Source organism: Jeotgalicoccus meleagridis (assembly GCF_903994045.1).
GTDB classification, from domain to species: Bacteria; Bacillota; Bacilli; order Staphylococcales; family Salinicoccaceae; genus Jeotgalicoccus; species Jeotgalicoccus meleagridis.
In genome coordinates this window covers 121,485-147,545 of sequence record NZ_CAJEWD010000008.1, presented here as the reverse complement: position 1 = coordinate 147,545, position 26,061 = coordinate 121,485, and the positions used below count along the sequence as shown (strand labels likewise).

At 35.6% G+C, this 26,061-nt stretch carries 26 protein-coding genes; 20 read left to right on the top strand and 6 right to left on the bottom strand.

The genetic code is table 11. The annotated features are described in order from the left end of the window. Nucleotides 1–50 precede the first annotated feature (50 nt). Together JEOSCH030_RS06365 and JEOSCH030_RS06360 are read right to left on the bottom strand one after the other, a co-directional pair. Nucleotides 51–3,428 (bottom strand): N-acetylmuramoyl-L-alanine amidase, encoded by a 3,378-nt coding sequence (locus tag JEOSCH030_RS06365; RefSeq protein ID WP_185125786.1) that lies wholly within the window; start codon nucleotides 3,426–3,428, stop codon nucleotides 51–53. Between the two features lie 149 nt (nucleotides 3,429–3,577). After that, nucleotides 3,578–3,838: a DUF2627 domain-containing protein gene (locus tag JEOSCH030_RS06360; protein ID WP_185125785.1), complete on the bottom strand. Its 261-nt coding sequence runs from the start codon at nucleotides 3,836–3,838 to the stop codon at nucleotides 3,578–3,580. Nucleotides 3,839–4,064: 226 nt separating this feature from the next. Between JEOSCH030_RS06360 and JEOSCH030_RS06355 the strand changes: the two genes are divergently transcribed. The 8 genes from JEOSCH030_RS06355 (at nucleotide 4,065) to JEOSCH030_RS06320 (ending at nucleotide 12,290) form a co-directional block, all read left to right on the top strand. Then, the gene (locus JEOSCH030_RS06355; protein WP_235962241.1) at nucleotides 4,065–4,952 is read left to right on the top strand and encodes a phosphate acyltransferase; all 888 of its coding nucleotides are present in this window, start codon (nucleotides 4,065–4,067) and stop codon (nucleotides 4,950–4,952) included. 18 nt (nucleotides 4,953–4,970) lie between these two features. Further along, complete coding sequence (locus JEOSCH030_RS06350) at nucleotides 4,971–6,071, top strand: Leu/Phe/Val dehydrogenase (protein WP_185125784.1); 1,101 nt, start codon at nucleotides 4,971–4,973, stop codon at nucleotides 6,069–6,071. Then, nucleotides 6,071–7,153, top strand: a complete 1,083-nt coding sequence (gene buk / locus JEOSCH030_RS06345; protein WP_185125783.1) for a butyrate kinase — start codon at nucleotides 6,071–6,073, stop codon at nucleotides 7,151–7,153. Before JEOSCH030_RS06350 ends, buk begins: the two co-directional genes overlap by 1 nt. Continuing rightward, on the top strand, nucleotides 7,146–8,561 hold the full coding sequence (gene lpdA, locus JEOSCH030_RS06340) for a dihydrolipoyl dehydrogenase (protein WP_185125782.1): 1,416 nt from the start codon (nucleotides 7,146–7,148) through the stop codon (nucleotides 8,559–8,561). The genes buk and lpdA overlap by 8 nt, the downstream gene beginning before the upstream one ends. Nucleotides 8,562–8,572: 11 nt before the next feature. After that, entirely contained in the window at nucleotides 8,573–9,568 is a 996-nt protein-coding gene (locus tag JEOSCH030_RS06335; RefSeq protein ID WP_328794792.1) for a thiamine pyrophosphate-dependent dehydrogenase E1 component subunit alpha, read from the top strand. Continuing rightward, nucleotides 9,561–10,544, top strand: a complete 984-nt coding sequence (locus JEOSCH030_RS06330) for an alpha-ketoacid dehydrogenase subunit beta (protein ID WP_185125781.1) — start codon at nucleotides 9,561–9,563, stop codon at nucleotides 10,542–10,544. The genes JEOSCH030_RS06335 and JEOSCH030_RS06330 overlap by 8 nt, the downstream gene beginning before the upstream one ends. Before the next feature lie 11 nt (nucleotides 10,545–10,555). Further along, nucleotides 10,556–11,791, top strand: coding sequence for a dihydrolipoamide acetyltransferase family protein (locus JEOSCH030_RS06325; protein ID WP_185125780.1), 1,236 nt, complete (start codon nucleotides 10,556–10,558; stop codon nucleotides 11,789–11,791). A gap of 61 nt (nucleotides 11,792–11,852) precedes the next feature. Then, nucleotides 11,853–12,290, top strand: a complete 438-nt coding sequence (locus tag JEOSCH030_RS06320; protein WP_185125779.1) for a BrxA/BrxB family bacilliredoxin — start codon at nucleotides 11,853–11,855, stop codon at nucleotides 12,288–12,290. Between the two features lie 41 nt (nucleotides 12,291–12,331). Here JEOSCH030_RS06320 and prli42 read toward each other — a convergent pair whose 3' ends face one another. After that, nucleotides 12,332–12,433, bottom strand: a complete 102-nt coding sequence (prli42, locus tag JEOSCH030_RS10955) for a stressosome-associated protein Prli42 (protein WP_185125778.1) — start codon at nucleotides 12,431–12,433, stop codon at nucleotides 12,332–12,334. An 84-nt stretch (nucleotides 12,434–12,517) separates the two neighbouring features. Here prli42 and JEOSCH030_RS06310 point away from each other — a divergent pair, with 84 nt between their 5' ends. Then, a complete protein-coding gene (locus tag JEOSCH030_RS06310) occupies nucleotides 12,518–13,639 on the top strand; it encodes a M20/M25/M40 family metallo-hydrolase (protein WP_185125777.1) in 1,122 nt (373 codons plus the stop codon). A gap of 83 nt (nucleotides 13,640–13,722) precedes the next feature. Here JEOSCH030_RS06310 and JEOSCH030_RS06305 read toward each other — a convergent pair whose 3' ends face one another. Then, nucleotides 13,723–14,568, bottom strand: a complete 846-nt coding sequence (locus tag JEOSCH030_RS06305) for a helix-turn-helix domain-containing protein (RefSeq protein ID WP_185125776.1) — start codon at nucleotides 14,566–14,568, stop codon at nucleotides 13,723–13,725. 97 nt (nucleotides 14,569–14,665) lie between these two features. Between JEOSCH030_RS06305 and rnz the strand changes: the two genes are divergently transcribed. After that, on the top strand, nucleotides 14,666–15,592 hold the full coding sequence (gene rnz / locus JEOSCH030_RS06300; protein ID WP_185125775.1) for a ribonuclease Z: 927 nt from the start codon (nucleotides 14,666–14,668) through the stop codon (nucleotides 15,590–15,592). Here rnz and JEOSCH030_RS06295 read toward each other — a convergent pair. Then, nucleotides 15,543–16,487: an alpha/beta hydrolase gene (locus tag JEOSCH030_RS06295; RefSeq protein ID WP_185125774.1), complete on the bottom strand. Its 945-nt coding sequence runs from the start codon at nucleotides 16,485–16,487 to the stop codon at nucleotides 15,543–15,545. The genes rnz and JEOSCH030_RS06295 overlap by 50 nt on opposite strands. Before the next feature lie 104 nt (nucleotides 16,488–16,591). Here JEOSCH030_RS06295 and JEOSCH030_RS06290 point away from each other — a divergent pair, with 104 nt between their 5' ends. The 4 genes from JEOSCH030_RS06290 to deoB all read left to right on the top strand — a co-directional run bounded on the left by JEOSCH030_RS06290 (nucleotide 16,592) and on the right by deoB (nucleotide 19,751). Then, nucleotides 16,592–17,149, top strand: coding sequence for an NUDIX hydrolase (locus tag JEOSCH030_RS06290; protein ID WP_185125773.1), 558 nt, complete (start codon nucleotides 16,592–16,594; stop codon nucleotides 17,147–17,149). Nucleotides 17,150–17,227: 78 nt separating this feature from the next. Continuing rightward, nucleotides 17,228–17,686, top strand: a complete 459-nt coding sequence (gene fur, locus JEOSCH030_RS06285; RefSeq protein WP_185125772.1) for a ferric iron uptake transcriptional regulator — start codon at nucleotides 17,228–17,230, stop codon at nucleotides 17,684–17,686. Next, a complete protein-coding gene (xerD, locus tag JEOSCH030_RS06280; protein ID WP_235962240.1) occupies nucleotides 17,637–18,566 on the top strand; it encodes a site-specific tyrosine recombinase XerD in 930 nt (309 codons plus the stop codon). Before fur ends, xerD begins: the two co-directional genes overlap by 50 nt. Before the next feature lie 9 nt (nucleotides 18,567–18,575). Continuing rightward, the gene (deoB, locus tag JEOSCH030_RS06275; RefSeq protein WP_185125771.1) at nucleotides 18,576–19,751 is read left to right on the top strand and encodes a phosphopentomutase; all 1,176 of its coding nucleotides are present in this window, start codon (nucleotides 18,576–18,578) and stop codon (nucleotides 19,749–19,751) included. Between the two features lie 261 nt (nucleotides 19,752–20,012). On the opposite strand, the gene JEOSCH030_RS06270 is transcribed toward deoB, so the two are convergent. Next, nucleotides 20,013–20,546, bottom strand: coding sequence for a DUF309 domain-containing protein (locus JEOSCH030_RS06270; RefSeq protein ID WP_185125770.1), 534 nt, complete (start codon nucleotides 20,544–20,546; stop codon nucleotides 20,013–20,015). Between the two features lie 21 nt (nucleotides 20,547–20,567). On the opposite strand from JEOSCH030_RS06270, the gene JEOSCH030_RS06265 reads away from it, so the two are divergent. From JEOSCH030_RS06265 to ccsB, 6 genes are all read left to right on the top strand, one after another. Continuing rightward, nucleotides 20,568–21,278, top strand: coding sequence for a segregation and condensation protein A (locus JEOSCH030_RS06265; protein WP_185125769.1), 711 nt, complete (start codon nucleotides 20,568–20,570; stop codon nucleotides 21,276–21,278). Between the two features lie 3 nt (nucleotides 21,279–21,281). After that, the gene (scpB, locus tag JEOSCH030_RS06260; protein ID WP_185125768.1) at nucleotides 21,282–21,815 is read left to right on the top strand and encodes an SMC-Scp complex subunit ScpB; all 534 of its coding nucleotides are present in this window, start codon (nucleotides 21,282–21,284) and stop codon (nucleotides 21,813–21,815) included. Further along, the gene (locus tag JEOSCH030_RS06255; RefSeq protein WP_185125767.1) at nucleotides 21,815–22,543 is read left to right on the top strand and encodes a pseudouridine synthase; all 729 of its coding nucleotides are present in this window, start codon (nucleotides 21,815–21,817) and stop codon (nucleotides 22,541–22,543) included. Before scpB ends, JEOSCH030_RS06255 begins: the two co-directional genes overlap by 1 nt. Nucleotides 22,544–22,653: 110 nt before the next feature. Further along, nucleotides 22,654–23,184, top strand: coding sequence for a thiol-disulfide oxidoreductase ResA (gene resA / locus JEOSCH030_RS06250; RefSeq protein ID WP_185125766.1), 531 nt, complete (start codon nucleotides 22,654–22,656; stop codon nucleotides 23,182–23,184). Between the two features lie 10 nt (nucleotides 23,185–23,194). Further along, on the top strand, nucleotides 23,195–24,841 hold the full coding sequence (locus tag JEOSCH030_RS06245; protein WP_185125765.1) for a cytochrome c biogenesis protein ResB: 1,647 nt from the start codon (nucleotides 23,195–23,197) through the stop codon (nucleotides 24,839–24,841). A 9-nt stretch (nucleotides 24,842–24,850) separates the two neighbouring features. After that, nucleotides 24,851–26,056: a c-type cytochrome biogenesis protein CcsB gene (gene ccsB / locus JEOSCH030_RS06240; RefSeq protein ID WP_185125764.1), complete on the top strand. Its 1,206-nt coding sequence runs from the start codon at nucleotides 24,851–24,853 to the stop codon at nucleotides 26,054–26,056. Nucleotides 26,057–26,061: the final 5 nt, after the last annotated feature.

Here is a 26,061-nt window from a genome sequence, read left to right as displayed (position 1 = left end):
AAACGGTGTATTCTTATTACTAATCAAATTTACCTGCTAATTAGTAAGATTTACTTATTTTCTTTGACCTTTCTTCTTCTTACAAGGAAGCCAAGTCCAAGTGCTGCAAGTACTGTTGCTAAAATAGTTGTACTTTGTTCATCAACTCCAGTATTTGGTAGAACTTCTGCTTGTTCTTCATTTTCAGAAGTTGGTTTATCATCCTGTGTTTCTACAGTAGCAACTTCAACTGAATCATCTACTGCTTCTGTATAAACTTTAGAGTGATTGTTTTCACCTGACACTGAATCATCATTGCCACTGTTATCATCTGAAGTAGGTGGTACGACAGTATTTTCTTCTGTTGACTCACCGTAGACCACTGCATATTGACTAAAGCTAGATACATCAAATACTACATAGTCACCTTCAGTACGATATGAAACAGCTTCAAGTGTTTCGCCTATATCTCCAAGATAGTATAGATTAGATACATATCCATTTACAGGTAGATAAACAGTCACAGGATTTTTCAGATCGTATAATGATCCGTCACTGTTAAGAATATGGATATCATATAAATCATGTGGTGCATTAATTGCCTTAGAAGGATTAAGCACAGTAACTGCTAATGATTTACCTAATAACTCATCAGTTGCACTATAAACTATGACGCCAGTTGCTGAATCGACTAGTGAAGACACATTAGTTGTTTCTGATTTGTTATCATCATCTGAATCATTTGATTCATCTTTGTCTGTTTTCGCTTCTTCAGTGTTATTTTCACTTTCCTGAGACTTACTATCATCAGTATCAGATGATTCATTGTTCACTTCGTTAGATTCAGTTTTACTGTCATCTTTTTCTAATTCAGCATCATCTTTTGAATCTTCCATTTCTGTTTTTTCTGAAGATTGAGTAGTATCATCATCTGATTCTCCTGAATCTTCAGGTTTTTGAGATGAATCTTCAGAACTTGTATCTTCCTCAACATCATCAGATGTTTCTTTATCTGTCTCGTTAGTGTCATCTGAATCTGTTTCTTCTGAAGGTTGATCATTTTCTACGTCACCTTCAGCTGTTTCTTTTGAATCAGTATCTTTTTCAGGTGTTTCTGGCTTAGCTTCTTCATTTGATTTTTCATCTTCTGTTTTTTCAGAATCAGTGTCTTCTTTAGGTTCTTCTGGTTTAGGTTCTTCAACCGGTGCTTCATTTTCTGTTTCTTCTGAGTCATCATCTTTTTCAGGTGCTTCTGGTTTGTTTTCCTCAGCAGGTGTTTCTTCTTCTGATGGTTTTTCTTTTTCTGGTTCTTCAACTGGTTTCTCATCTAATGCTGATGTGTAGACATCTCCAGCGTACATCCAACCGATTGTAGTCCCGTCTTCAATGCTTTCAAGTAGGTAGTACTCTTCGTAATTATATATTTCTGAACGTACTATTCTAAATTCTTGGTCTAAGTAGTTACTTGCATCACTTGTTCTCACATCCGTGATGCTTTCATAGATACCTCTATTTTGATTAGTGATATTTCCAGCTAAATTTGAAGTATCCCCTTCAAAAGTAGGCATATAAATACTTGGTGTTGTCACTTTATTATATAGATTATTGTAGCGACCTTGAATGAGGCTGATTAAATCTTCATATGCATAACCATGAGTCTGGAAATATTCATATGGGTCAGGTGAGGCTGTACCACCTAAAATATTAGAAACTTCTACATGTGACCATAAAGTCCCATTGCCTGAACTATCCGCTCTTTCAGCAGGTAGTTTGTATTTATAAAGTAAATTTGCGACATAGTCAGCATAGTTATTAATAGATCTTGCAAAATCATGTTGGTTATCATGACGAACCAACTCAACTTGTAGGTGTATTTCGTTTGATACAGGACCAGCACCATAGGCTAGATAATCAGTATTGGCAACTTGGATAATGTTATCTGCATCTACAAAGGCATGAACAAATGCATTTTCCCAGTTTCTTGACATGTATTCAATCTCACCATAGATGGTTGAATTATCATTTCCAACATCGTGAAGAACGACGCCTGAAGGTTGACCAACTTTACCATTTTCAGGATTCCAACCAATATTTGATTCATATGCATATAATGGTAGATGATCTATAATATCGTATTGGATTTCTGCAACTTCAAAGTTTTGCTGTTCGATATAACTATTAATATCTGTAATCGCTTGTGACATAGACATTGTACTGAAAGTACTGAACACTTGGTTTTCATCAATTTCAATACCATGCTCAGCTTCTACAGCTTCACTTAACTCTGATAAAAGTGCTTCGTCTGCTTCGATGTCATCAGCATTTTCTTCTAAGAATTGAGCACGTTCTGAAGCTGATTTATTCTCAAGTTCACTTACAAGCGTCTCAGAATCATATTTATATGTAGCTGTTTCTGATTCTTTTTCAGCAGCTTTGTCAGTGTTATTTTCGCTTTCTTTTTCATTATCTTCACTTGATTCGTCAACTTGATCTGTTTCTTCAGAAGTATTTTCTTCCTTTGTCTCTTCTTTACTTTCAGCTACTTCTTCAGTTTCAGTTACAGCTTCACTGTCATTTATCTTGTTTTGTTCTTCCTTAGTTTCATCAGTCGACGAATTTTCCATTTCTTCTTGAACGTCTTCTTGAACTTCTGAACTAGAGTCTTCTTCAGTAACATTTTCTTCTACTTCATTAGAGACTTCTTCCTCTTGAGTAACTTCTTTTTCGACTTCCTCAGTTATCTCTTCTGTAGTCTTATTTTCACTTGCTTCGACTTCTGAAGTAGTGTTTGTTTCAGTTTCATCATCTTCAACTACTACTTCTTCTGTAGGAACTTCTTGTTCGACTTCTTCTGTCACAGCTTCGGAATTATTATTTTCTGTTTCTTCAACTTCTGTAGTAGTGTTCTCTTCGTTAACAACTTCCTCAACATCTTCAGGTACAGTATTTTCTTCTGTGGTCACTTCTTGTTCAGTTTCTTCAGCCACAACTTCTGTATTGTTGTTTTCTTCAGCTTCTACTTCTTCAAGTTCTTCAGAAGTTTCTTCTACTGTAGGGTCTTGTTCAACTTGGTCTGGACTTTCTGATACTGTTTTTTCTTCTACAGAAAGATCTTGTTCTGTTTCTACTTCAGTGTTATCTTCTTCAGTAGTTTCTTCTGCTGTAACTTCATCTTCGGTTATTTTAGCTGTATTTTCCGATTCAGGCCCTGTGTCGTCCTTCGTCTTATCTTCTTCGCTATTTTCAAGTTCTTCGTCTTCTGCTACTGAACTGTCTTCATCTTTTTCAGCCTCTTGATCTGTATTTTCTTCATCGCTGTACTGCACTTGAAGATTTTCTTCAAAAGATTGTTCTTCTGTTTCCATTTCATCAGCACTTGCAACCATACTTGATGCTATCAAGCTAGTTGAAAGTAGAGTAGGGATAATTAAGCGATTCTTATACTTCATAAAATAACCTCCAAAATAAGATATAAGCCAAGTATAGATAAGATTTGTCACAAAATTATCAAAATTAACGAAATTTAATGTATTTGTAATATTAAAAAATCCTCTAAATAAAACAGTTTTGTCTTAACTGTAATATTTAGAGGGGAATCTTATTTGACTTCATCTTTATTTTGTTTTTCTTTTAAGAAACGTTCTTGCGCTCTTTTGTTTTTCTTCTCTCTATGGAGTAGGTAACCACCTATAAACCAAACGCCAATAACAGTCATGGCTAGACCGACGATAAATTGAAGTGCTGTATAAGTAAAAGGGTCAATAACAATACCAAAGATTGCATCTCTCATTAGCTTGATGCCAACCCCTGCGATGATAAAAGGAATAACCAATATTAGTAAAGCAATAATTTTTTGCATTGAAAAGCTCCTAAAGATTTTTCTACTTAATATTATACATGAAATTTTAATATTATAGTCGAAAAATATGTGAAAGATTTAAGCTAATTTTCGCAATACTTAAACATTCGTAATATGCTTTTCATTTCTTAAAATTAGAGTTATTCTAAATGTAAGGGCTTACAAAAACAGGTCTTTATGAGCCTTTTATCAGAAATATTGTATAATAATAAGAGGAGGGATTGAATTGACTTTTGACAGCATGCTGAACCTAAACAACACAGCCTCTAAATCAATTGCACTCGTACGTGCAAATTCACTAGACTTATTAGAAATTGTCAAAGAAACATCCACAGACTCTACAGTCTCCTGGCATTTATTTGACAACAAGGACGGTTTAGAAGAAGCATTTAAAAAATTAAATTTTGAGTGGTATGACCATCGAATTTCTATACATCATACAGAGTCCGATGAAGAAGCATCAAATGCAGCTGCAGCACTCATTCAAACTGGACAAGCGAATATACTGATGAAGGGTATTATTTCAACAAATACTATTTTAAAATCAGTATTAAATAAAAGCTTAAAGCTACTAGATCAACCATTGTTATCCCACATTGCATTATTCAAACTTCCAAGTTATCATAAACCTTTGATTATTTCGGACGCAGCAATGAACATTAATCCGGATGAACAAATGAAAATTAGCATTATAGACAATGCGCTTAGAGTAGCTGAAAAAATAGGTGTTACAGAGCCAAAAGTTGCTTTGATTTCTGCAGTGGAGAAAGTAAATCCTAAAATAGAATCCACTGTGATCAATCAAAGTATTGCCGATAATCATCACTTTAAAAATGCTGTAGTTGAAGGACCAATGTCCTATGACCTTGCCTTATCAAAAGCAGCTGCTGAAGTAAAAAGTTATGAATCTAAAGTTGCTGGTGATGTTGATATTTTAATCATGCCGAATATTGATGCCGGCAATGTACTCTATAAGGCGCTAACAATATCTGCTGGCGCTCACGTAGCAGGTTTAATTATCGGTCTTAAAGCACCCTTTGTATTAACTTCAAGGGCAGATAGTAAGGATGAAAAACTAAATTCTTTAAAACTTGCTTTTCAATTATTAACATAATCCAAGGAGGAAAAATAAATGATATTCACAGAAATGGTAGACGGAGATTACGAACAACTTGTATTTTGTCAGGATAAGGATAGTGGTTTAAAAGCAATTATCTGTATACATGACACAACATTAGGCCCTGCCTTAGGTGGAATTCGTTTTTGGAACTATGAAAAAGAAGAAGATGCGATTATCGATGTCTTAAGACTCGCTAAAGGCATGACTTATAAAAATGCTGCTGCAGGACTTAACTTAGGTGGCGGTAAAGCTGTTGTTATTGGAGATGCTTCAAAAGATAAGTCTGAGGCTTTCTTTAGAACTCTCGGTCGTTACATCAACAATCTTGGTGGTCGCTATATCGCAGCAGAAGATGTTGGTACAACTGTTGAGGACATGGACTTTATCTACCAAGAAACAGATTATGTTTGTGGTATTTCTGAATCATTTGGATCTTCAGGTAACCCAAGTCCATTTACTGCACTAGGTCTCTTCTCAGCTATGCAAAGAACTGCTAAGGAAGCGTTCGGTAGTGATGACTTAAACGGTAAGACAATCTCTGTTCAAGGTGTCGGTAACGTTGCCTACAGCTTGTGTGAACTCCTACATGAAGCTGGTGCTAATTTAATTGTCACTGATATTAATGAAAAAGCAGTTCAAAGAGCAGTGGATAATTTTGGTGCAAAAGCTGTTGGCCTAGATGAAATCTACAGTGTAGATGCGGATATCTTTGCACCATGTGCACTCGGAGGAATTTTAAACGATAAAACTATTCCACAATTAAAAGTTAAAGCAATTTGTGGTAGTGCAAACAACCAACTATTAGAAATTGAAAAGCATGGTCAAGCTTTACAAGACCTAGGTATCGTCTATGCACCAGACTATGTGGTTAACTCTGGTGGGGTAATTAACGTTGCAGATGAGCTTACTGGGTACAATAAAGAACGTGCGACATCTAAAGTTAAAGATGTTTACAAACAAATCGATAAAATCTTTACGATTGCTAAAGAACAAAACATCTCACCTCAACACGCTGCAGATCACTTAGCTGAATCCCGCATTCAAGCGATTCAAAATGTGAAGAGCAAGTTCACTCAAAGCGATAAAAACATCTTAAGCGGTCGTAAAAAATAATGTCTCATTTAATACTTGTTATAAATCTCGGAAGCACAACGACTAAGCTTGCGCTTTACCGAGATTTATCTTGCACATATATTAAGACCTACTCTCATGATAAGGGTATAATAAAATTAGATCAGAAAGCCCAAGAAGAAATTCGTTATCAAATCATTATTGATTTTTTAAATGAGAGTAACACAAATGCATCAGACATTGACTTTGTGTCAGCGAGAGGTGGTTTATTAAAACCTATAGAAGGTGGTACTTATTTAATAAATGATGATATGTTACTTGACTTAAACACGAGACGTTATGGAGAACACGCATCTAACTTATCAGGAATATTAGCGCATTCTTTTGCTAAAAACCATGGTATAAAAGCTGTAATTACAGATCCTGTTGTCGTTGATGAGTTGTGTGATGAAGCGAGATTGACAGGCATCAAGGACGTTAATCGTAAATCCATCTTTCATGCTTTAAATCAAAAGGCAGTTGCAAGAAAATTTGCAGACAGTATTGATCAAACTTACGAAGACTTAAGATTAATCGTCATTCATATGGGCGGCGGTATTACTGTCGGTGCACATCTTGGTGGTAAAGTTATCGATGTCAATAACGGCTTAAAAGGGGACGGCCCAATGAGTCCTACTAGAGCGGGTTCCATTCCAGTCGATGCGCTACTAGACTACCTTGAAGATACTAACATTTCACATGCTGACTTAATATCTTTAGTATCTAAACGAAGTGGTTTATTATCTCACTTAGATAGTGCGGATGTAGAAGAGATCGTATCTTCAATTAAAGAAGGTGACCGTGATAAAGAACAAGTTGTCTCAGCAATGGTTTTCCAAATTGCAAAAGAGATTGGTGCCAAAGCCGCAGTCTTAAAAGGGCAAGTCGATCAGATAATTTTTACCGGTGGACTTAGCTACAGCGACTATATCATTGACTCAATTACAGAATATGTAGATTTTATAGCTCCAATCACTGTCTATGCTGGTGAATTAGAGATGGATGCTCTAGCATATGGTGCTTATTCTGTACTCGAAGACAATCGTTTACTTAAAAGTTATATCAGGGAGGAAGAACATGACTGAGAATTATGATGCTGTCGTCATCGGTGGTGGCACAGGTGGCTATGTTGCTGCCATTAAGCTTAGCCAATTAGGAAAAAAAGTAGCACTAGTTGAAAAGTCTAAACTCGGTGGAACATGTTTAAATAAAGGATGTATTCCAACAAAAAGCTTTCTTAAAAGTGCCGAATTAATTGAAGCAATGAAACACGCAGAACTGTTTGGGATTGATAAAGTTGAACCAAGCTTTACAATCGATAAAATCAACCAAAGAAAAGATCAAGTGGTTCAACAAATGCAAGATGGTATAAAATATCTCTTAAATAAAAATAAAGTAGATATATATGAAGGTACCGCAACTATTTTAGGACCTTCCTTATTCTCTCCTTTAGCAGGTGCAGTCAGTGTATCTTATGAGGATGAAGATAAGGAAAGTGACGTCTTAGTCAACGACTTTGTCGTCATTGCTACAGGTTCAAAACCAAGCAGCTTACCATTTTTACCTTTCGATCACAAACTTGTTTTATCGAGTGATGATCTGATGCAACTAGAAGAAATTCCTAAGTCTATTGCCTTAATCGGTGGTGGTGTTATTGGTGTTGAATTTGCAACAATCTTGAATAGCTTTGGTGCCAATGTGACATTGATCGAAGCGAGTGATAGACTGTTAGCCGAGGAAGACAAAGATGCGTCAAAAGCAATCCAAAAATCACTAGAAGACAAAGGTGTTAAAATTCATACTAGTACACTCTTATCAGAAGACGATGTTAGTCTAAAAGATGAGTCAGTTCACCTTAAGTTAGATGATAAAGATCAAGTATTCGATAAAGTCGTCGTTGCAATTGGTCGACAGCCGAATACTGATTCAATTGGTTTAAATAATACCAAAGTGTTAGTCAAAGAAAATGCTGTGATTGATGTCAATGAATTTTATCAGACTAAAGAATCACACATTTATGCCATTGGTGACGTTGTAGATTCTTATCAGCTTGCACATGTTGCGATTGAAGAAGCAATTATTGCTAGTGAACACATTGCTGATGAGTCTCCTTATCTCATTGACTATGATAAGGTACCAAGATGTGTTTACACACAACCAGAAATTGCTTCAATTGGTATGACCACTGAGCAGTTAAAAAGTGAAAATATTAAATTTAAAACAAGCAAGCTGCCGCTTAAAGTAATTGCTAAAGCAATTATTGAAGATGATGGTCAAGGTTTTATCAAATTAAACACAGCAGAAAATGGAGATATTTTATCGGCAACGATTGTTGGTGCGCATGCGACGGAGTTAATCAATCAAATCTCACTGGCAAAATTCATGAATGCTTCTGCATTAGAAATGTCGAGTGCGACAATTGCGCATCCATCTGTTGGAGAAATAATTAAAGAAGTGGGTCTCGATGCATCAGACATTGCTATTCACGTATAGGAGGTAACGATTTGTTATCACATAAAGAAACAGATTTAACTGAAAATGACTTAAAAGAAATGTATAAAACCATGTTACTATCTCGACGCTTAGACGAGAGAATGTGGCTCTTAAACCGCGCAGGTAAACTACCTTTTGTCATTTCTTGCCAAGGTCAAGAAGCAACTCAAGTTGGAACAGGCTTTGCTCTAGATACAAAAGCAGATATTATCAGCCCTTACTACAGGGATTTAGCACTTGTGACTCATTTTGGAATGACAGCTGAAGAAACGATGCTGTCAGCCTTTGCAAGAGGCTCAGACGTTCAAAGTGGTGGTCGACAAATGCCAGGTCACTTTTCTAAGAAAAGTAATAATATCTTAACTCAAGGTTCAGCTGTTACGACTCAGGTGCTTCATGCAGTTGGCGCGAGTTATGTGTTTAAAATGGATAATGAAAAAAGAGTTGCTCTTGCAACATTAGGTGAAGGTTCAACTTCTCAAGGTGATTTCCACGAAGGTTTAAACTTTGCTGGTGTTCATAAATTACCTTTCATTTGTTTAATAGAAAATAACAAATATGCAATTTCTGTACCGAGAGAACTCCAGTATGCAGCAGATAAGCTGTCAGACAGAGCAATCGGTTATGGCATGCACGGTGAGCAAGTAGACGGTAATGATCCTATTGCAGTCTACAAGGTCATGAAAGAAGCACGTGAACGTGCTGTAAACGGTGAAGGTGCTTCTTTAATTGAAGCAATGTCACTTAGATTAACACCTCACTCTTCAGATGATGATGATGGATATCGTGATAAGGAAGAACTCGCTAATGATAAAAAATCTGACTGTATTATTTTATTTAAAGACTATTTACTTAAACAAGATATTGTCGATCAAGCATGGTTAGATGAAGTCGATAAAGACGTTAAAGATACAGTCAATCAAGCAACTAAAAATGCTGAAAAAGCACCATATGCAGATGGTGAGTACGCATTAAAACACGTTTATGAGGAGGTAAACAATGGCTAAGTTGTCTTATCTCGATGCAATTAATAATGCTTTATATACAGCACTAGAAGCTGACGATGATGTCTTTTTATTAGGTGAGGATATCGGTAAAAAAGGTGGCGTATTTAAAGTCACTGATGGCTTACAAGAAAAATTCGGGGAAATGAGAGTACTTGATACACCCTTAGCTGAAAGTAATATTGTAGGTACAGCAATCGGAGCTGCCATGATGGGTAAAAGACCTGTCGCTGAAATTCAATTTGCTGAATACATCTTACCGGCAGTCAATCAGATCTTAAACGAGGCTGCAAAAATAAGATATCGTTCAGATAATGACTGGTCAGCACCTATGGTGATTAGAGCACCATTCGGTGGAGGAATCCACGGGGCCCTTTATCATTCACAGTCAATAGAATCAATTTTTGTTTCTACACCTGGTTTAAAAGTCGTTGTGCCATCTAGTCCTAAAGATGCCAAAGGTTTACTTCTTGCAGCAATTAAAGATAATGATCCTGTTCTTTTCTTTGAACATAAAAAAGCATATCGTCTCTTAAAAGAAGAAGTACCAGAAGGCGATTATACTGTAGAAATTGGTAAAGCCGACGTCAAAAGAGAAGGTGATGATATAACGGTCATTACCTATGGTCTTTGTGTCAATTATGCTACCCAAGCAGCAGAACAATTATCAAAAGATGGTTATGAAGCTGAAGTACTTGATCTTAGAACAATTTATCCACTAGATAAAGAAGCGATCATTAAGGCTGCTTCTAAAACAGGAAAAGTACTCCTAGTAACAGAAGATAATTTAGAGGGCAGTGTCATGAGTGAAGTGTCAGCCATTATTGCTGAAAACTGTCTCTTTGATCTCGATTCTCCAATCATGAGACTCGCAGGTCCAGATGTACCATCGATGCCCTATGCTCCAACTATGGAAGATTACTTTATGATGAATCCAGAAAAAATATACGATAAAATGCGTGAATTAAGTGAGTATTAAGGAGGGATAACATGACTGAAATTACAATGCCAAAACTCGGTGAGAGTGTGACAGAAGGTACTATAGAAAACTGGTTGGTCGAAGTGGGTGACCACGTGAGTGAATACGACCCGATCTGTGAAGTCAACACAGCTAAGGTCACTGCTGAAGTACCGTCCATTTATGATGGTGTCATTACAGAGATCCTTGTAGATGTCGGTGAGACTGTCCCTGTTGGTCAAGCAATTTATAAAATTAAAAGAGATGACGATAATCAGGGTAATGATAGTGTTGAAGACAACACAGAAGTAGATGAAACACCTTCTAAGGAAACTAAACAATCACCGGTCAAAGAGAAGGTTAAAACAAACAAACGGCTATCTCCTGTCGTTATGCGTTTAATTAGTGAACATAATTTAAATGTGGATGATATAGAAGGTAGTGGTTTTGAAGGTAGGATTACTAAGAAAGATGTCGAAAAATACTTAGAAAATCCAAGACCACAAGAAAATCTTGAAGAGAAATCATCACCAAGAGAGACAAGTATTGTACAAGAAGAAACAATTAAATCTGGTCAAGATATTAAGGTCAATGGTGTTAGAAAAGAAATTGCCAGAAGAATGGTACAAGCTAAAACTGAAATTCCACATGCCTGGTTAATGGTGGAAGTTGATGCAACGAACTTGGTTAATAAACGTAACAAACATAAGGAAAAGTTCAAGGAACAAGAAGGCGTAAGTCTGTCATATTTTTCATATATTGTGAAGATCGTTTCAGAAGTGATGAAAGATTACCCGTTACTTAACAGCTCATGGAACGAAGATACGATTACCGTTCATGATGATATCAACTTATCTATTGCTGTAGCTAACGAAGATAAACTTTTCGTCCCTGTTATTAAAAACGCAGATGAGCGTTCCTTATCAGGCATTGCTAAATCGATAGATGGACTCGTTAAAAAAGCGCGTTCTAACAAACTGACAAGTGATGATATGTCAGGTGGTACTTTTACAGTTAACAATACAGGAGCATTCGGTTCAGTTCAGTCCATGGGAATAATTAATCAACCTCAAGTTGCTATCTTACAAGTTGAGTCAATTATTAAAAAACCAGTATTTATTGGAGATATGTTAGCAGCCCGTCATATGGTTAACCTTTGTCTATCGATTGACCACCGTGTCCTAGATGGATTAATGGCTGGTAACTTCTTAAATGAAATTAAAAATCGCATAGAAAGTATTGATCCAGATTCTAGCTCAGTTTATTAACTTTACAAAGACACCCGCTCGTTCTAAAATATAAGTACGAATGGATAAAAGGAGTTTTATTATGGACTTGGATTTCAATCTTTACATGCAAGATTTAGTGCAAAATGCAAGAAACGAACTAACTGAATCTGGATATACAGAACTACGTACTCCTGAAGATGTCAACGAACACTTAAACAAAGAGGGTACTGCACTTGTCATGGTAAACTCTGTGTGTGGTTGTGCCGGGGGTATTGCTAGACCTGCTGCAATTCACGCTCTAAACTACGACAAACGTCCTGATCAATTACTTACTGTTTTTGCTGGTCAAGACAAAGAAGCAACTGAAGAAATGCGTGATAGAGCACCAGAATATTTACCATCATCACCATCATTTGCTTTCTTTAAAGACGGTAAAATTGTAGATATGCTCGAACGCCATCAAATTGAAGGTCATGAGATTATGAGTGTCATTACTAACCTTCAAGCGTGGTTTGAAGAACACGGCGAAGAGGTATAAAAAAACATCACTTGGATTTTTTTCCAAGTGATGTTTTATTTTTAAAATGAGGTTAAATAAGAGATACCCATCATTAAACCAGAGACAACAATGAGTATAATCATAAACCAAATAATTAACCTTTGTATCTTTTTATTTTGCATAAGTCTACCTTCCTCGGCTTTTATTGTTATAATTAACTATACATGAAAATAAATCACTATATCAACTCTTGGAGGCATTATTTTATGAATAAGGAACGATTAACAGAACAATTTTTAGAAATTGTACAAATTGATTCAGAATCAGGTCAAGAACGCCAAGTGGCTGACTATCTGATTGACTTATTAAATGAATTAGAACTATCAGGTTTTGAAGATAATTCACAGGCTGAAACAGGTTATGGTGCCGGTAACTTAATCTATACCTTAAAAGGAGAAAGTGATATTAGTCCGATTGCTTTCATGGTGCATATGGATACTGTAACTCCTGGTAATGGTGTTAAACCTCACATTGAAGATGGATACGTCTACAGTGATGGTACAACAATTCTAGGTTCTGACGACAAGGCAGGAATATCTGCAATTATCGAAGCTGTTCGTCACATAAAAGAAGAAAATATCCCACATGGAGATGTCGAAGTTGTCATTACAGTGGGAGAAGAAACAGGTCTAGTTGGTGCTAAAGCCTTAGATATTAAAAACCTAAAAAGTAAGTTTGGTTATGCAGTTGATGGGACAGGTCAAGTAGGTACTATCGTCAACCGTGCACCTTCACAAACTAAATTAAAAGCTAAAATCTATGGTAAAAAAGCACATGCAGGAATAGAACCTGAAAAAGGAATCTCTGCAATCAATATCGCTGCTAAAGCAATTAGTAAAATGACGCTTGGTCGTCTAGATGAGGAAACAACATCTAATATCGGTACAATTACTGGTGGACAAGCGACTAATATCGTTGCAGATTATGCAGAGATTTTAGCAGAAGTACGATCTTTATCAGATGAAAAACTTCAAACTGAAACAGATAAAATTAAAAAAGACTTTGAAGAAACTGCTAAAGAATTAGGTGGAAATGCTGAAGTGGAAGTTGAACTTATGTATCCATCACTACATGCACACACTGAAGATCCTGTTATCACAACAGCTGAAAAAGCAATTCAGAACATTGACCGTCAAGCAAATATTATCAGCCTTGGTGGCGGTAGTGATGGAAACATTTTCCACGGACGTGGTGTACCTACAGCAATCCTCGGTGTAGGTTATGAATATATTCACACGACTAGTGAAAGAATGCCATTGGAAGAACTTTACAAGATGACTGAACTTATCGTAGAAATTGTTAAAGTACATTATGAGAATGAAAAATAAATAACTGAGAAAAATCTACTTTGATTAAGAAAAGGATTGGAAACTTTTTGGTTTCCAATCCTTTTTATTATGCTTATATATTATTAGTGATCAACCGCTTGCCATACTTGCACTTTAGTTGAAGGATCATCAATAGAGTAGGTATGTTTAAGGAGTTCAATGGAAAAATCACATGTTAGATTAATATCCTTTTTAAAATGCCATCTTCTAAAAATATATTGATAAATATCTTCAATGACTATTGAAGGTTGTCCTTTTGCTTCAAATATTTCATAATCCATGGATTCAGTGAAAGTCTCATCGAATGGTGTGTGTTGATAACTTGCCACACCGACAAATACTTCTATTTCACCTTCAATTGCTCGCTCTTGAACAAATATACCCTTCATAAATCCATCATTATATCTTAATAACTCATCTAAGAGTCCATCATTTTCTAATATTTTTAAGAATCTATATTTATATTTAGACTGATATGTATTAGCGTCAAAATATTGAGCAATGCCTATTAATCTAAAGCTTTCGACATAGTTTCTAAAAGAAGGATATTTTGCCTGAGTCGTTGGGACCACTTCAAAAGCTAACTGTTCTAAAAGATCGATTTCCTTAATGTGACGTTCTGTATCATGTACAGAAATGCCAAAAGTTCTCTTATAGATTGTTTTAAAACGTTCTAAATCTCGGTAACCATAATATTTAATAATATCAATGAGTCGTCTATGTCCTTGATACACTTCAAAGGCAATTTCAGTCATTCTACGTTTTTCTTGATACTCAGCAGGAGTCATACCAACTAAGGAAGTAAAAATTGTCAAAAAAGATTTTTGCTCAACCCCCATGTCGTCCAAAGTTTTTGCAAAATCAATATTTTCTCTAAGATGATCTTCAATATATACGATAAATCTTTCTACAAAACGGATTGTCTCCATAATATCACCTTTTATATATCCTCGTTTATTATCATCTTATATAATAACATAAGTAGGAATATGATATAATAAATCAATTCTGTAATGAGGTGTAAAAATGAAATTAATCGTCTTAGGTTCAGGTGCTGGACTACCATCAAAAGACCGCAACACACAAAGCATAATTTTGGATTGTGTGGATGAATATAATGAATACATACTATTTGATGTAGGTGAAGCCACCCAACATAGAATACTTAATACTCATATCAAACCATCAAAAATTAAAAATATATTTATTACTCACTTACATGGTGATCATATCTTTGGTTTACCTGGATTTTTATCATCCAGAGCTTTTCAAGGTGGTCAAAATATTCCTTTAACTATATATGGTCCTAAGGGTATAGAAGAATGGTTAGAAAGTACTTTTTCAGTGTCTAAAAGTACCTTGAATTACGACTTAAACATCGTCGAAGTAGAGGCAGATATGAAAATAGCCTTAAATAATTTTGATGTTTCTGTTCACGAACTTGAGCATGGAATAGAGTCATTCGTTTATATTCTCAAAGAAAAAGATAAGATTGGCGAACTAAATAGTGCTGCCTTAAAAGATCTTGGTATTCCGCCTGGTCCAATATACAGTGACATAAAAAGAGGGGAAAGCTTTGAATTTGAGGGACAAATTTATGAATCTAAAGACTTTATCGGCGATAAGATTAAAGGACGAAAAATTGCAATCCATGGGGATACTAGGGTAGTGAGCCGACAAGCGTACTTAGATGATTTAAAAGGTGCGGATTTAATCGTTCATGAAGCCACTTTTTTCCAAGATGAAAGTCAAAAAGCACATGACTATTTCCATTCAGAAATCAATCATGTGCTTGATAATTTTAAAGATCTATCTTACAAAATTTTAGTATTTGTTCATATAAGTAACCGTTATGACGACGCAGATATCGATCTAGTAAAAACCAACTTAAAAGACAACGTCTTTATTGCTCATGATTACTTCGAACTTCCCATCCCGCGTAATGTTCAATGAACTCTTTGACAGTTTGTTTATATAACTTTCTATTACGATTATAGGATTCAACATGGTCACCACGTTCTGGGAACCATGCCTGTTTTGGTCCTTGTTTTTTATCGTATAAATTGACGGATGATTCATAGGGGATAAACTTGTCTCTTTTAGTATGAATAAAGAGAATCGGTTGTTCTATTTGGTCGACGACATCTATAGGTGATAGTTCAAAAATACTGTATTTACTTCTCAATTTAAGCAGTAAATATGTGAAGAATAAGACCGGTTGACTGGCTGCTTTTGAAATAGAGTTAAAGACAACTGAAATCTGATCAGAAAATCTTGCAAATGAAGCATCTGAGATAAAGAAATCAGCCTTACTTTTGAGTTGACCGGCATAGAGTAAGACAGTCGCTGCTCCCATAGACTCACCGTGAACGCCAAAATGAAGATCCTTACCGTAATTTGTAAGTAAATAGTTCACAACTGACTCTAGATCATATTTTTCAAAATGCCCATAAGTCGAGTCCTCACCACCTGTTTCACCATGACGTCTTGCGTCAAAGACAACAGAGTTAAAGCCCATATCCGTATACATATGAACATATTTAGAAGAACTTAGGCTATTTTCTGATACACCGTGAAGGATAATCATCCACTTATCTGTTTGATGAGGTTTATAAAAAGTGGTGTTGATATCATAGCCGAATCTAGATGGAATTTTGACTCGATCTTTCGGCATACCATCGAGTACTTTTAAGTCCATTCGTTTTCCTTTTGTCTCACGTCTTTTAATCACTTCTATTTCTCTTAATTTAAAGTACATGATTTGATTACTTGCATAGTAGGCAAGAGAAACAATGATTGAGAATAGTGATAAGAGAAAAACAGAAAACCATTTAAAAAAGTTTTTCATCATTCTACCTCCTAGTAATAACAAAAATATTATATCATTTGAAGCACATGTTTAACTCATATTTTATAAGGATAATATGATATATTTATGATAACTTTTAAGAAATGGTGATAAAATTGTCTAACGAACATTTAATTGAACACACAAAATCTAGTGAAGATATTTATCAAGGAAAAATTATCGATGTTAAAAGACTCACAGTTGAGTTACCAAATGAGATAGAAGCCTACAGAGAAGTAGTCTATCATAAAGGAGCAGTCGCTTTAATAGTCACAGATGACGAAGCGATGTATTTTGTCCGTCAATTCAGGGTATCGACTGATGAAGTATTACTAGAAATACCAGCCGGTAAGATTGAAAGCGATGAACACCCTGACGAAACTGCGCGTAAAGAGCTTAAAGAAGAGACTGGAGCGAGCGCTGAGTCCTTAGAAAAGATTTATGAATTCTATGTCTCACCAGGATTTTCAAATGAGCTAATCTATCTCTATCATGCGCATAACATCCAATTTTCTGATATGGCTTTAGAAGATGATGAATTTTTAGACCTAGTAAAAGTACCTCTAAAAGATTTAAAAATACGTATGAAAAATGGAGACTTTAGAGATGGTAAGACCTTGGTTGCCATCCATCATTATCTATTAACTAATGGTTATTTATAATAATTCTAATTAATATTGAAAATCATTCTCTATCATGTATAATTGTTATAAATAAGAAATTAAGAAGTAGGTGCAGTTTTGGAAAAACGTATAGAACGAATTAAAGAAGCCTTACATGATGCCCGTTATAAACTGACACCTCAGCGCGAGGTAACGGTCAGGGTATTATTGGAAAACGAAAGTTCTCACTTAAGTGCAGAAGATGTCTTTATGAAAGTAAAAGATAAATATCCTGAGATTGGCCTTGCAACAGTCTATCGCACCTTAGAACTCTTAAATGAATTAAACGTTTTAGATAAGGTCAATTTTGGTGATGGTGTTGCACGTTATGATCTTCGAAAAGAAGGCGCCAAACATTTTCATCATCATTTAATCTGTACTAATTGTGGGTCAGTAGAAGAGATTGAAGAAGACCTTCTTCCAGAAGTTGAAAAAATTATCGCTAAAGACTTTAACTTTATAGTAGTTGACCATCGCTTAACCTTCCATGGAATCTGTAGAAATTGCCAAGAGAAAGATGGCGGCACTAATGCTTAAGGCCTATATTAATGAATATTTGAGCTACTTAAAAATTGAGCGTGGTTTAAGCGATGCCTCAATTTCATCCTATAGACAAGATCTCAATCAATATAATAATTATTTAACTGAAAAGAATGTTACGAGTGTAAAGTCTATAACTACTGAGACACTCGTAACATTTTTACAATTTTTATCGATTGAAGGTAAAAGTAACAAGACCATTCGTCGCATGCAGTCCACTCTAAGAAACTTTCATCAATTTTTACAATTGGAACAAGTTTCAGAGACCAATCCTGCTTTAAGACTGTCTACACCAAAAATGGAAAAAGACCTGCCTGTCGTCTTAACAATTGAAGAGATGGAAACACTATTAGCTTCACCTGATTCGTCTACCCAAGGAAAAAGAGATAAAGTCATTATGGAACTCTTCTATGCTAGTGGCCTTAGGGTTAGTGAATTGATTAATTTACGCTTAAGTGACCTCAATTTAGCCATGGGTTTCATACATGTCTACGGTAAAGGTGATAAGGAGAGAATTGTTCCAACTACAGAATATGTCTCCGAGCTTTTAGAAAGTTATATTTCAAATGAAAGAATAAGCTTGCTAAAAGACGAAAATATCGATACACTTTTTTTAACAAATCGTGGTAAAGGGTTTACTCGTCAAGGTCTATGGAAGACGATTAAAAAATATGTTGCCCTATCAGGCATTAGAAAAAACATAACACCCCATACTTTTCGACACTCTTTTGCAACGCATTTGATTGAAAACGGGGCTGATTTGAGAGCAGTTCAAGAGATGCTCGGACACTCAGATATTTCTACAACCCAGGTGTATACTCAAATTTCTGCAAGCAAAATAAGAGAAATGTACAAGCAGTTCCATCCAAGAAAGTAGGTAAAAATAATGTTTAAGAAGATTCATTTAATCGTTCTCGATTCAGTTGGAATCGGAGAAGCACCAGATGCAGAAGCGTTTGGTGATAAAGGGACACATACTTTAAGACACACTCTAGAAGCTCATGCAAATACCTTGCCAAATTTAGCAGCACTCGGTCTCGGTAACATCGATGATTTACCAGGTGTAGACAAAGTTGAAAAAACAACTGGTTTTTACACGAAGATGCAGGAAGTATCTAAAGGTAAAGATACCATGACTGGACACTGGGAAATTGCTGGTTTAAATATTGATACAGCTTTTAAAGTATATCCAGATGGTTTTTCACAAGAACTTTTAGACAAGATTGAAAAAGCGACTGGTCGCGGCATAGTAGGGAACAAACCGGCTTCAGGAACAGATATTATAGAAGAATATGGTGAGCATCAAATTGAAACTGGAGATTTAATTATCTACACTTCAAATGACCCTGTCTTACAAATTGCTGCCAATGAAGAAGTCATTCCTTTAGATGAATTATATGAAATTTGTGAAAAAGTCAGAGAGATGACTAAAGATCCTGAATTCTTAGTGGGTCGCGTTATTGCAAGACCGTTTGTAGGTAAGAAAAAAGGTGAATTCAAACGTACAGAAAATCGCCATGACTACGCTTTAAAACCGTTTGGACAAACTGTCTTAAACGCTTTAGAAGACAATGGCAAAGATGTTATTGCGATTGGTAAGATTAATGATATCTTCACAGGTAGTGGAATTACTGACGCCGTCCGTACTAAAAACAATGATGACGGTGTCGATAAATTACTGACAGTCATGGATAGAGATTTCAATGGTTTATCCTTCTTGAATCTTGTTGACTTTGATGCTGAATATGGACATAGAAGAGATCCAGTAGGGTATTCAAATGCCTTGAAAGCTTTTGATGACCGCTTACCAGAAATTACAAGTAAACTCGGTGAAGATGAACTGTTAATTATTACGGCAGATCATGGTAATGATCCGACTTATACTGGTACCGATCACACACGTGAATTTGTACCTTTACTGATCACATCTGGTAAAGACATGGCTTACGGTGAAATATCTAAATGTCAAACATTCTCAAACGTTGCAGCAACGATTGCTGATAATTTCAACATTGATTATACGACACACGGACAAAGTTTCTTAAAGGAAATCAAAGAATGAACAGAGCTAAATATGTAATCTTCTTTGGTATTTTGTTGATGTGTATAATATGGGGCTTTATTTACTGGCTCTACGTCGTTTAAAGTATAAAATAGTACAGAAGTCCTGAAGATATAAAAATAAGCCAACTATACTTTATAAGCCGGACGTTAGACTTCTAGGGGAATAGCATCTGCGTGAGACTACAGGCTCACGCGATGCCCCAGAAAAGCTAATGTCTGGCTTATTTGTTACAGGAATAGTTTTGTACTGAACGATTTTTTATTTTATTTTGTTTTTCAAGGCTTGTAAGCGAGCTTCAACAACATCACTTCTATCTCTTAGTCGATGCTTATCAGTAATATGTTTATTTCTAACAACATTAGCTAAAATCGAAATGGTAAATTGACTGTAGGAATCAAATTCATCTTCATACAAGTCGTATAAGTCCTGATAGACCCAGTCTTTAACAGGAAATTGCATAGGTTCAAATGGTTTTTCACTAAGCTTATAGAAACGTTTATAAATATCATCGATGAAACTGTCTTCAAATCCTAAATGGTCAAAGTGATAGTGATTCGATTCATATAATTTGAGTGCTCTTTTATAAGAAGTTGTCGCACCAATTAGGTTGTCACGACGGTAGTGATATTCACCAGTGACGATGAGAATAAGGAAGACTTCAACATCTTCCTTAGTGAAGTTTCCCTTCTCTTTCCAGGCTTCTTCCAAGATTTCATGGCATTCAAAGTAATCTTGCTTTATAATTAATTCGTTAAAGAAATCAATTAGTATTTCTTTCTTGATAAGAATCACTCCTAAAGACGAGGTTTTTTTATGTCATCCTATAAAGTTAGATTAGATGTATTTGAAGGTCCTTTAGACCTTTTACTACATTTAATTAAAGAATTAGAAATAGATATTTACGATATTCCGATGAAACTACTCACTGAACAGTATATGGAATATATCAATCAGATGAAAGTGCTTGAATTAAATGTTGCTGCAGATTATTTGGTCATGGCGAGTGAATTGTTAAAGATTAAGAGCCATATGCTACTACCCGAACCACCTATAGTTGAAGACGACTATGAAGATCCTAGAGAAGCGCTCATGACCCAACTCATAGAATATCAAAACTATAAACAATATGCAGAAGAATTGAAACAGATCAAAGAAGACAATCAAAAGAAATTCATAAAAGCACCTCATGATTATGATGATTCACTCATAGAAGATGAAGATCTCACCTTTGACCTAAACGATCTCTTAGCAGCCTATAGCAAAGTGAAATCTAGGGTTGCTTTAAATGAAGAGGCCTTTGTTGTAGTCAGTCGAGATGATTATACTAAGGAAGAAGCTGAAGCTTTTATAGACAAGAAGTTTAGTCAATCTAAAACACTGAAGATGACCGAACTGTTAACTAGCCACGAGCCTATTAATAAGGTCGTTCAAGTATTCATTACTTTATTGGATTACATCAGTAAAAATTTATATCAAATTAAATCAATATCAGCTGATGATTTTGAATTAGAAAGGCTGGTTTAAATAGTGAAACAAATTGATATTATAGAAGGTCTTCTTTATATTGCTGGTGACAATGGTTTGTCTGAAGAAAGCTTGATTATGAATGTCCCGATTACTAAGTTGCAATTGGCTGAAGCGGTTCAGTCTTATGAGAAGGATCACTTTGTCATTGAGAAAAATGGGGATAAATACTTCCTTAAAACAAGTCTCGCAATGGAGAAATACATTAAACGCATTTTAGAAAATAGTACGGATAAGAAACTGTCACAGGCGTCCTTAGAAGTTTTATCGATTATTGCTTACAATCAACCGATTACAAGAGCTGGCATAGAAAGTGTTAGGGGTATTGTATCAGATGGACCTATTAATACTTTAGTAGGTAAGGGCTTAGTCAAAAAGAAACACGTTACAGATGAACGCGCCATTCATTTTGAAACAACACAACGCTTTCTAGAAGTCTTTGGTTTGGAATCTTTAAGTGACTTACCAAGTGATGATATGATAGCAGAACAAGAAGAAATAGACTTATTCTTCAATAGTCTAAAGGAGCAAAATTAATGACAAGTACACGCTTGAATAAAAAAATCGCAGATGCAGGTATTACTTCACGCCGAAAAGCAGAACAATTAATCCTCGATGGTAGAGTATCTGTCAATGATAAAACGGTCACTGAACTCGCAACTAAAGTGACAGATAAAGATAAGGTTACAGTCGATGGGGTAGTTATTACTAAAGAAGAACCAGTCCACCTCTTATACTACAAACCGACAGGTGAAATTTCTGCGAGTGAAGACGATAAAAAAAGAGAAACTGTCATTGATGCCTTTGATGATATCGACGCTAGACTCTATCCAGTTGGGCGATTAGATTACGATACTTCAGGCATTCTCTTAGTGACGAATGATGGCGAATTCACTCAACTTATGACGCATCCCAAGTATGAAATGAAAAAAACTTACCGAGCCAAAATTGATGGTATTCTTCTCCGTCATCAGCAAGATGAAATGAGAAGAGGTATTAAGTTAGACGACGGCATGACTGCGCCTTGTGAACTTAAAGTAATTAGAGATAAAGTCGGTAAAGACATGATTGTTGAAATCACTATCCACGAAGGTCGTAACCGCCAAGTCAGAAGAATGTTTGAACACTACGGTTTGAAAGTGAATAAATTGACTCGAATTCGTTTTGACTTCTTAACTTTAGAAGGATTAAAAGAGGGCGATTATCGATACTTGAAACCTCATGAAGTAAAAAAATTAATATCGAATGCACAGCAATCACGCTAAATGTCATAATAATGTCAAACCGCCGTAAAATCACTAGTGTTATAATTGGCACTATGCACGTATTTTATTGCGGTTTTTATAATTTTTAAATATAAGGGAGGGCTATAGACTTGAAAAAAAGTACCAGGAAAATTGTTCGTACGGGAACAATTATTACCATAGTGGCTTTATTAGGTATCACGCTTTATCTCAACTTAAGAGATGGTTCACAAACTATCAATGTTGGGGATGAAGCAGTGGACTTTAAGCTCGAAACTCTAGATGGTGAACAATTGCAACTATCAGAGATTACGGGAGATAAAGGTGTAATTCTTAATTTCTGGGGAACATGGTGTAAACCATGTCGTGAAGAAATGCCAGATATGAATCAAGTCTATAATGAAGGACATGAAGACTATGAGATTGTTGCAGTAAATGTGTCAGAAAACAAGCAACAAATCAGTCAGTTTATTTCTGGTTTATCAGAGGATCTAGATTATCCAATCGCACTTGACCCAAATAGAAGTGTGACTAAGGCATATAATATCGGTCCCTTACCAACTACCATTGCTGTAAATAAAGATGGTGTAGTAGTTGAAAAACAAGAGTACCAACTCACTAAAGAAGATTTGCATAAGTTTATCGAATCTTCTATAGAATAGGATGACATTTATGCAAGATAAAAAAAACAGTGAAAATAAAGAAATTATTTGTAGTCACTGTGGTCATGTAAATCCGCCAGGTACTCAGCTTTGTCAGTCCTGCGGTAAAATGATCAATGAAAACTACGATAAGAAAAAGATTAAAGATTTAATGCGCTATGACGGTAGCGCAGTTAGATCTAAGGTAAAATCAAAGAGCATTTTTGATAAGATTTGGAACTTTTTCACTTCCATAAAAGTTGGAGTGGCTATCATTGCTATTATTGCAATAGCTGCTGCAATTGGAACAATCCTACCTCAAGAATACTTCATACCACTTGGAGCAGATCCATTAGAGCACTATACCGAGCGTTACGGAACATTTGGTATGTTGTATTATAAACTAGGATTTACCGAGCTTTATTCATCTTGGTGGTTCGTCCTATTAAACGGCATGCTAGCACTTTCAATTATCGCAGCGAGTGTCGACAGAGGGGTTCCACTATATAAATCATTAAAGAATCAAAGAGCAAAAAAACACGACTCTTTCTTTAGACGTCAAAGATTAAACAATACTTACAGTTCAACAGAACAAACAGAAAGTGTTGTTAAGGGACTACAAGATAAGAAATATAAGTTAAAGCAAGATGGGAATCACTATCTATTAGAAAAAGGACGTCTGTCAAGATGGGGTCCTTACATTAACCACACAGGCTTAATTATTCTTCTAGTCGGTAGTATGTTAAGGTTCTTCCCAGGTGTCTACATCGATGAAGTGATCTATGCTCAGGAAGGTGAAACCGTTAGTGTACCAACAACTGATGGTAAGTATTATGTTAAAAATGAAGCCTTTACTCTAGATACATACGATGAAGATAGTGGAACTGTTTTTGATGAATCTTTACAGCAAAACAAAGAAATGACAATTAGTAACTTCCAAACAGATATTTCATTTTATGAAAACAAGTCAGCTGATGTTATTGGTTCAAAACCAGATTTAGAAAAAATTGATGATTACAGCATTAGAGTCAACCATCCATATGTCTTTGAAGATTATCAGCTTTATCAATCAAGTTATGACAATTCTCAATTGAAATCGATGACTTTTAGATTGGAAGATAAAGACGGCAATACTATTGGAGAAAACTTTGAAGTGAATTTAGATGAACCAGCAGATACTTATGAAATAAGTGAAGATATTAACATCAATATGCGAGCTTATGCACCAGATTTCTTAGAAATTGATGAAAATGGTACCTTGCTTTCAGAAACACCAGTTCCTTCAAACCCAGCCTTTGTCTTTGAGGTCGATAACGGAGAGAAAAAAGAGTTAAGCTTATTACAGATTATGAATTCAACAGATATTTCTGAAGGTAATGAATACAAGATTAAATTCGTTGAAGCAGAAGAGCATGTGGCAACAGTATTGACACTGAAAAAAGACTTGTCTATGCCAATTATTGCAACTGGTTTTGTAATCTTCTTAATCGGACTCTTTATCGGTTCTTATATAAATCACCGCAGAATTTGGATTAACGGTGACGGCGACTCGATGAGTATTGCTGCACATACAAATAAAAATTACTACGGTCTGAAAAAAGAAATTAATTCTGTCCTAGAGGCAAATAATCTTGATCATATGAATGATAAAGAAGAACAAGACAAATCGAAAGGATAGTGTCTACCTATGGAAGCAACCTTTTTATCTTTAAGTAACACTTTAATTTTCATCGCTTTTATTATACTTTTAGTGGCCTTAGTTCCTTTGGCCTTAAGTATTAAATCAAAAGCAAAATCGAAAAAATATGAAAAATTAGCAATCGGCATGATTGTCGTTGCCTTTATTTTAGAACTCTCTTACTTTATTTTCCGTTGGTTAGCAACTGGACATGCACCAGTTTCGAATATGTATGAGTTTATTGCGATGTTTGCCATTATGTTAATAGGTGGTTACTTAATCACTTATCATTACTTTAGATCTAAAGTATTTGGTTTGTTCGCAATTCCAATATCTCTATTACTCTTAGGGTATGGAAGTCTGTTTTCAACTGATGTTCAACCACTGATACCAGCCCTACAAAGTAACTGGTTAGCGATTCACGTTATTACCGTGACTTTATCATATGGTATACTATCTATGAGTGCTGTCGCTGGTTTAATCTACTTGTTGAAAGCTATTCCAAGCGATGAAAAATCATGGCGTGCACGCTTTTTAGAATTAATTATGGTCGGGCTAGTAATTGTCGCAACTTATATTGTAACGACTCTTGTGATGAAAGAAGTCGTTGGTTATAACGACGAGTTCTACTACACTGATCAAAACGGTGCACAAGTAATCGCAGAATACCACTTACCAAGTTTAGTGAACTATCAGGATGCTGTTCCAGTAGAGCACATTGGTAATAATGAATATGAACCAACTGAACATTTCCATTTAGGAATCGACTTACCACCGGTAATTAAAGCGCACTCTTTAAATACGGTTGTCTGGTCAATAATACTTGGTGTCATTGTTTACGGTATTATTCGCTTAATAATCAGAAGAAGAATCTTCTCACTCTTTAAGCCACTGACTAAGAAAGTTGATTTGGTCTTAATGGATGAAATTGGTTATCGTTCAGTGATTATCGGTTTCCCATTATTTGCACTTGGTGGTATATTCTTTGCAGCGATTTGGGCACAGATGGCATGGAGTAGATTCTGGGGTTGGGACCCGAAAGAAACTTGGGCCTTCATTACCTTTATGTTCTATACCATCTTTTTACACCTTCGTATCAATAGAGGATATGAGGGAGAGAAATCCGCTTGGCTCGCAGTCGGTGGATTCATACTCATTCTGTTTAACTTAATCGCAATCAATATGATTGTATCCGGCCTACATTCTTATGCATAATATGA

Bases quoted from the DNA above. Each gene is read 5' to 3' on its own strand.
- JEOSCH030_RS06365 (WP_185125786.1), bottom strand. From the start codon at position 3,428: ATGAAGTATAAGAATCGCTTAATTATCCCTACTCTACTTTCAACTAGC.
- JEOSCH030_RS06360 (WP_185125785.1), bottom strand. From the start codon at position 3,838: ATGCAAAAAATTATTGCTTTACTAATATTGGTTATTCCTTTTATCATC.
- JEOSCH030_RS06350 (WP_185125784.1), top strand. From the start codon at position 4,971: ATGATATTCACAGAAATGGTAGACGGAGATTACGAACAACTTGTATTT.
- buk (WP_185125783.1), top strand. From the start codon at position 6,071: ATGTCTCATTTAATACTTGTTATAAATCTCGGAAGCACAACGACTAAG.
- lpdA (WP_185125782.1), top strand. From the start codon at position 7,146: ATGACTGAGAATTATGATGCTGTCGTCATCGGTGGTGGCACAGGTGGC.
- JEOSCH030_RS06330 (WP_185125781.1), top strand. From the start codon at position 9,561: ATGGCTAAGTTGTCTTATCTCGATGCAATTAATAATGCTTTATATACA.
- JEOSCH030_RS06325 (WP_185125780.1), top strand. From the start codon at position 10,556: ATGACTGAAATTACAATGCCAAAACTCGGTGAGAGTGTGACAGAAGGT.
- JEOSCH030_RS06320 (WP_185125779.1), top strand. From the start codon at position 11,853: ATGGACTTGGATTTCAATCTTTACATGCAAGATTTAGTGCAAAATGCA.
- prli42 (WP_185125778.1), bottom strand. From the start codon at position 12,433: ATGCAAAATAAAAAGATACAAAGGTTAATTATTTGGTTTATGATTATA.
- JEOSCH030_RS06310 (WP_185125777.1), top strand. From the start codon at position 12,518: ATGAATAAGGAACGATTAACAGAACAATTTTTAGAAATTGTACAAATT.
- JEOSCH030_RS06305 (WP_185125776.1), bottom strand. From the start codon at position 14,568: ATGGAGACAATCCGTTTTGTAGAAAGATTTATCGTATATATTGAAGAT.
- rnz (WP_185125775.1), top strand. From the start codon at position 14,666: ATGAAATTAATCGTCTTAGGTTCAGGTGCTGGACTACCATCAAAAGAC.
- JEOSCH030_RS06295 (WP_185125774.1), bottom strand. From the start codon at position 16,487: ATGAAAAACTTTTTTAAATGGTTTTCTGTTTTTCTCTTATCACTATTC.
- JEOSCH030_RS06290 (WP_185125773.1), top strand. From the start codon at position 16,592: ATGGTGATAAAATTGTCTAACGAACATTTAATTGAACACACAAAATCT.
- xerD (WP_235962240.1), top strand. From the start codon at position 17,637: ATGGAATCTGTAGAAATTGCCAAGAGAAAGATGGCGGCACTAATGCTT.
- deoB (WP_185125771.1), top strand. From the start codon at position 18,576: ATGTTTAAGAAGATTCATTTAATCGTTCTCGATTCAGTTGGAATCGGA.
- JEOSCH030_RS06265 (WP_185125769.1), top strand. From the start codon at position 20,568: ATGTCATCCTATAAAGTTAGATTAGATGTATTTGAAGGTCCTTTAGAC.
- JEOSCH030_RS06255 (WP_185125767.1), top strand. From the start codon at position 21,815: ATGACAAGTACACGCTTGAATAAAAAAATCGCAGATGCAGGTATTACT.
- JEOSCH030_RS06245 (WP_185125765.1), top strand. From the start codon at position 23,195: ATGCAAGATAAAAAAAACAGTGAAAATAAAGAAATTATTTGTAGTCAC.
- ccsB (WP_185125764.1), top strand. From the start codon at position 24,851: ATGGAAGCAACCTTTTTATCTTTAAGTAACACTTTAATTTTCATCGCT.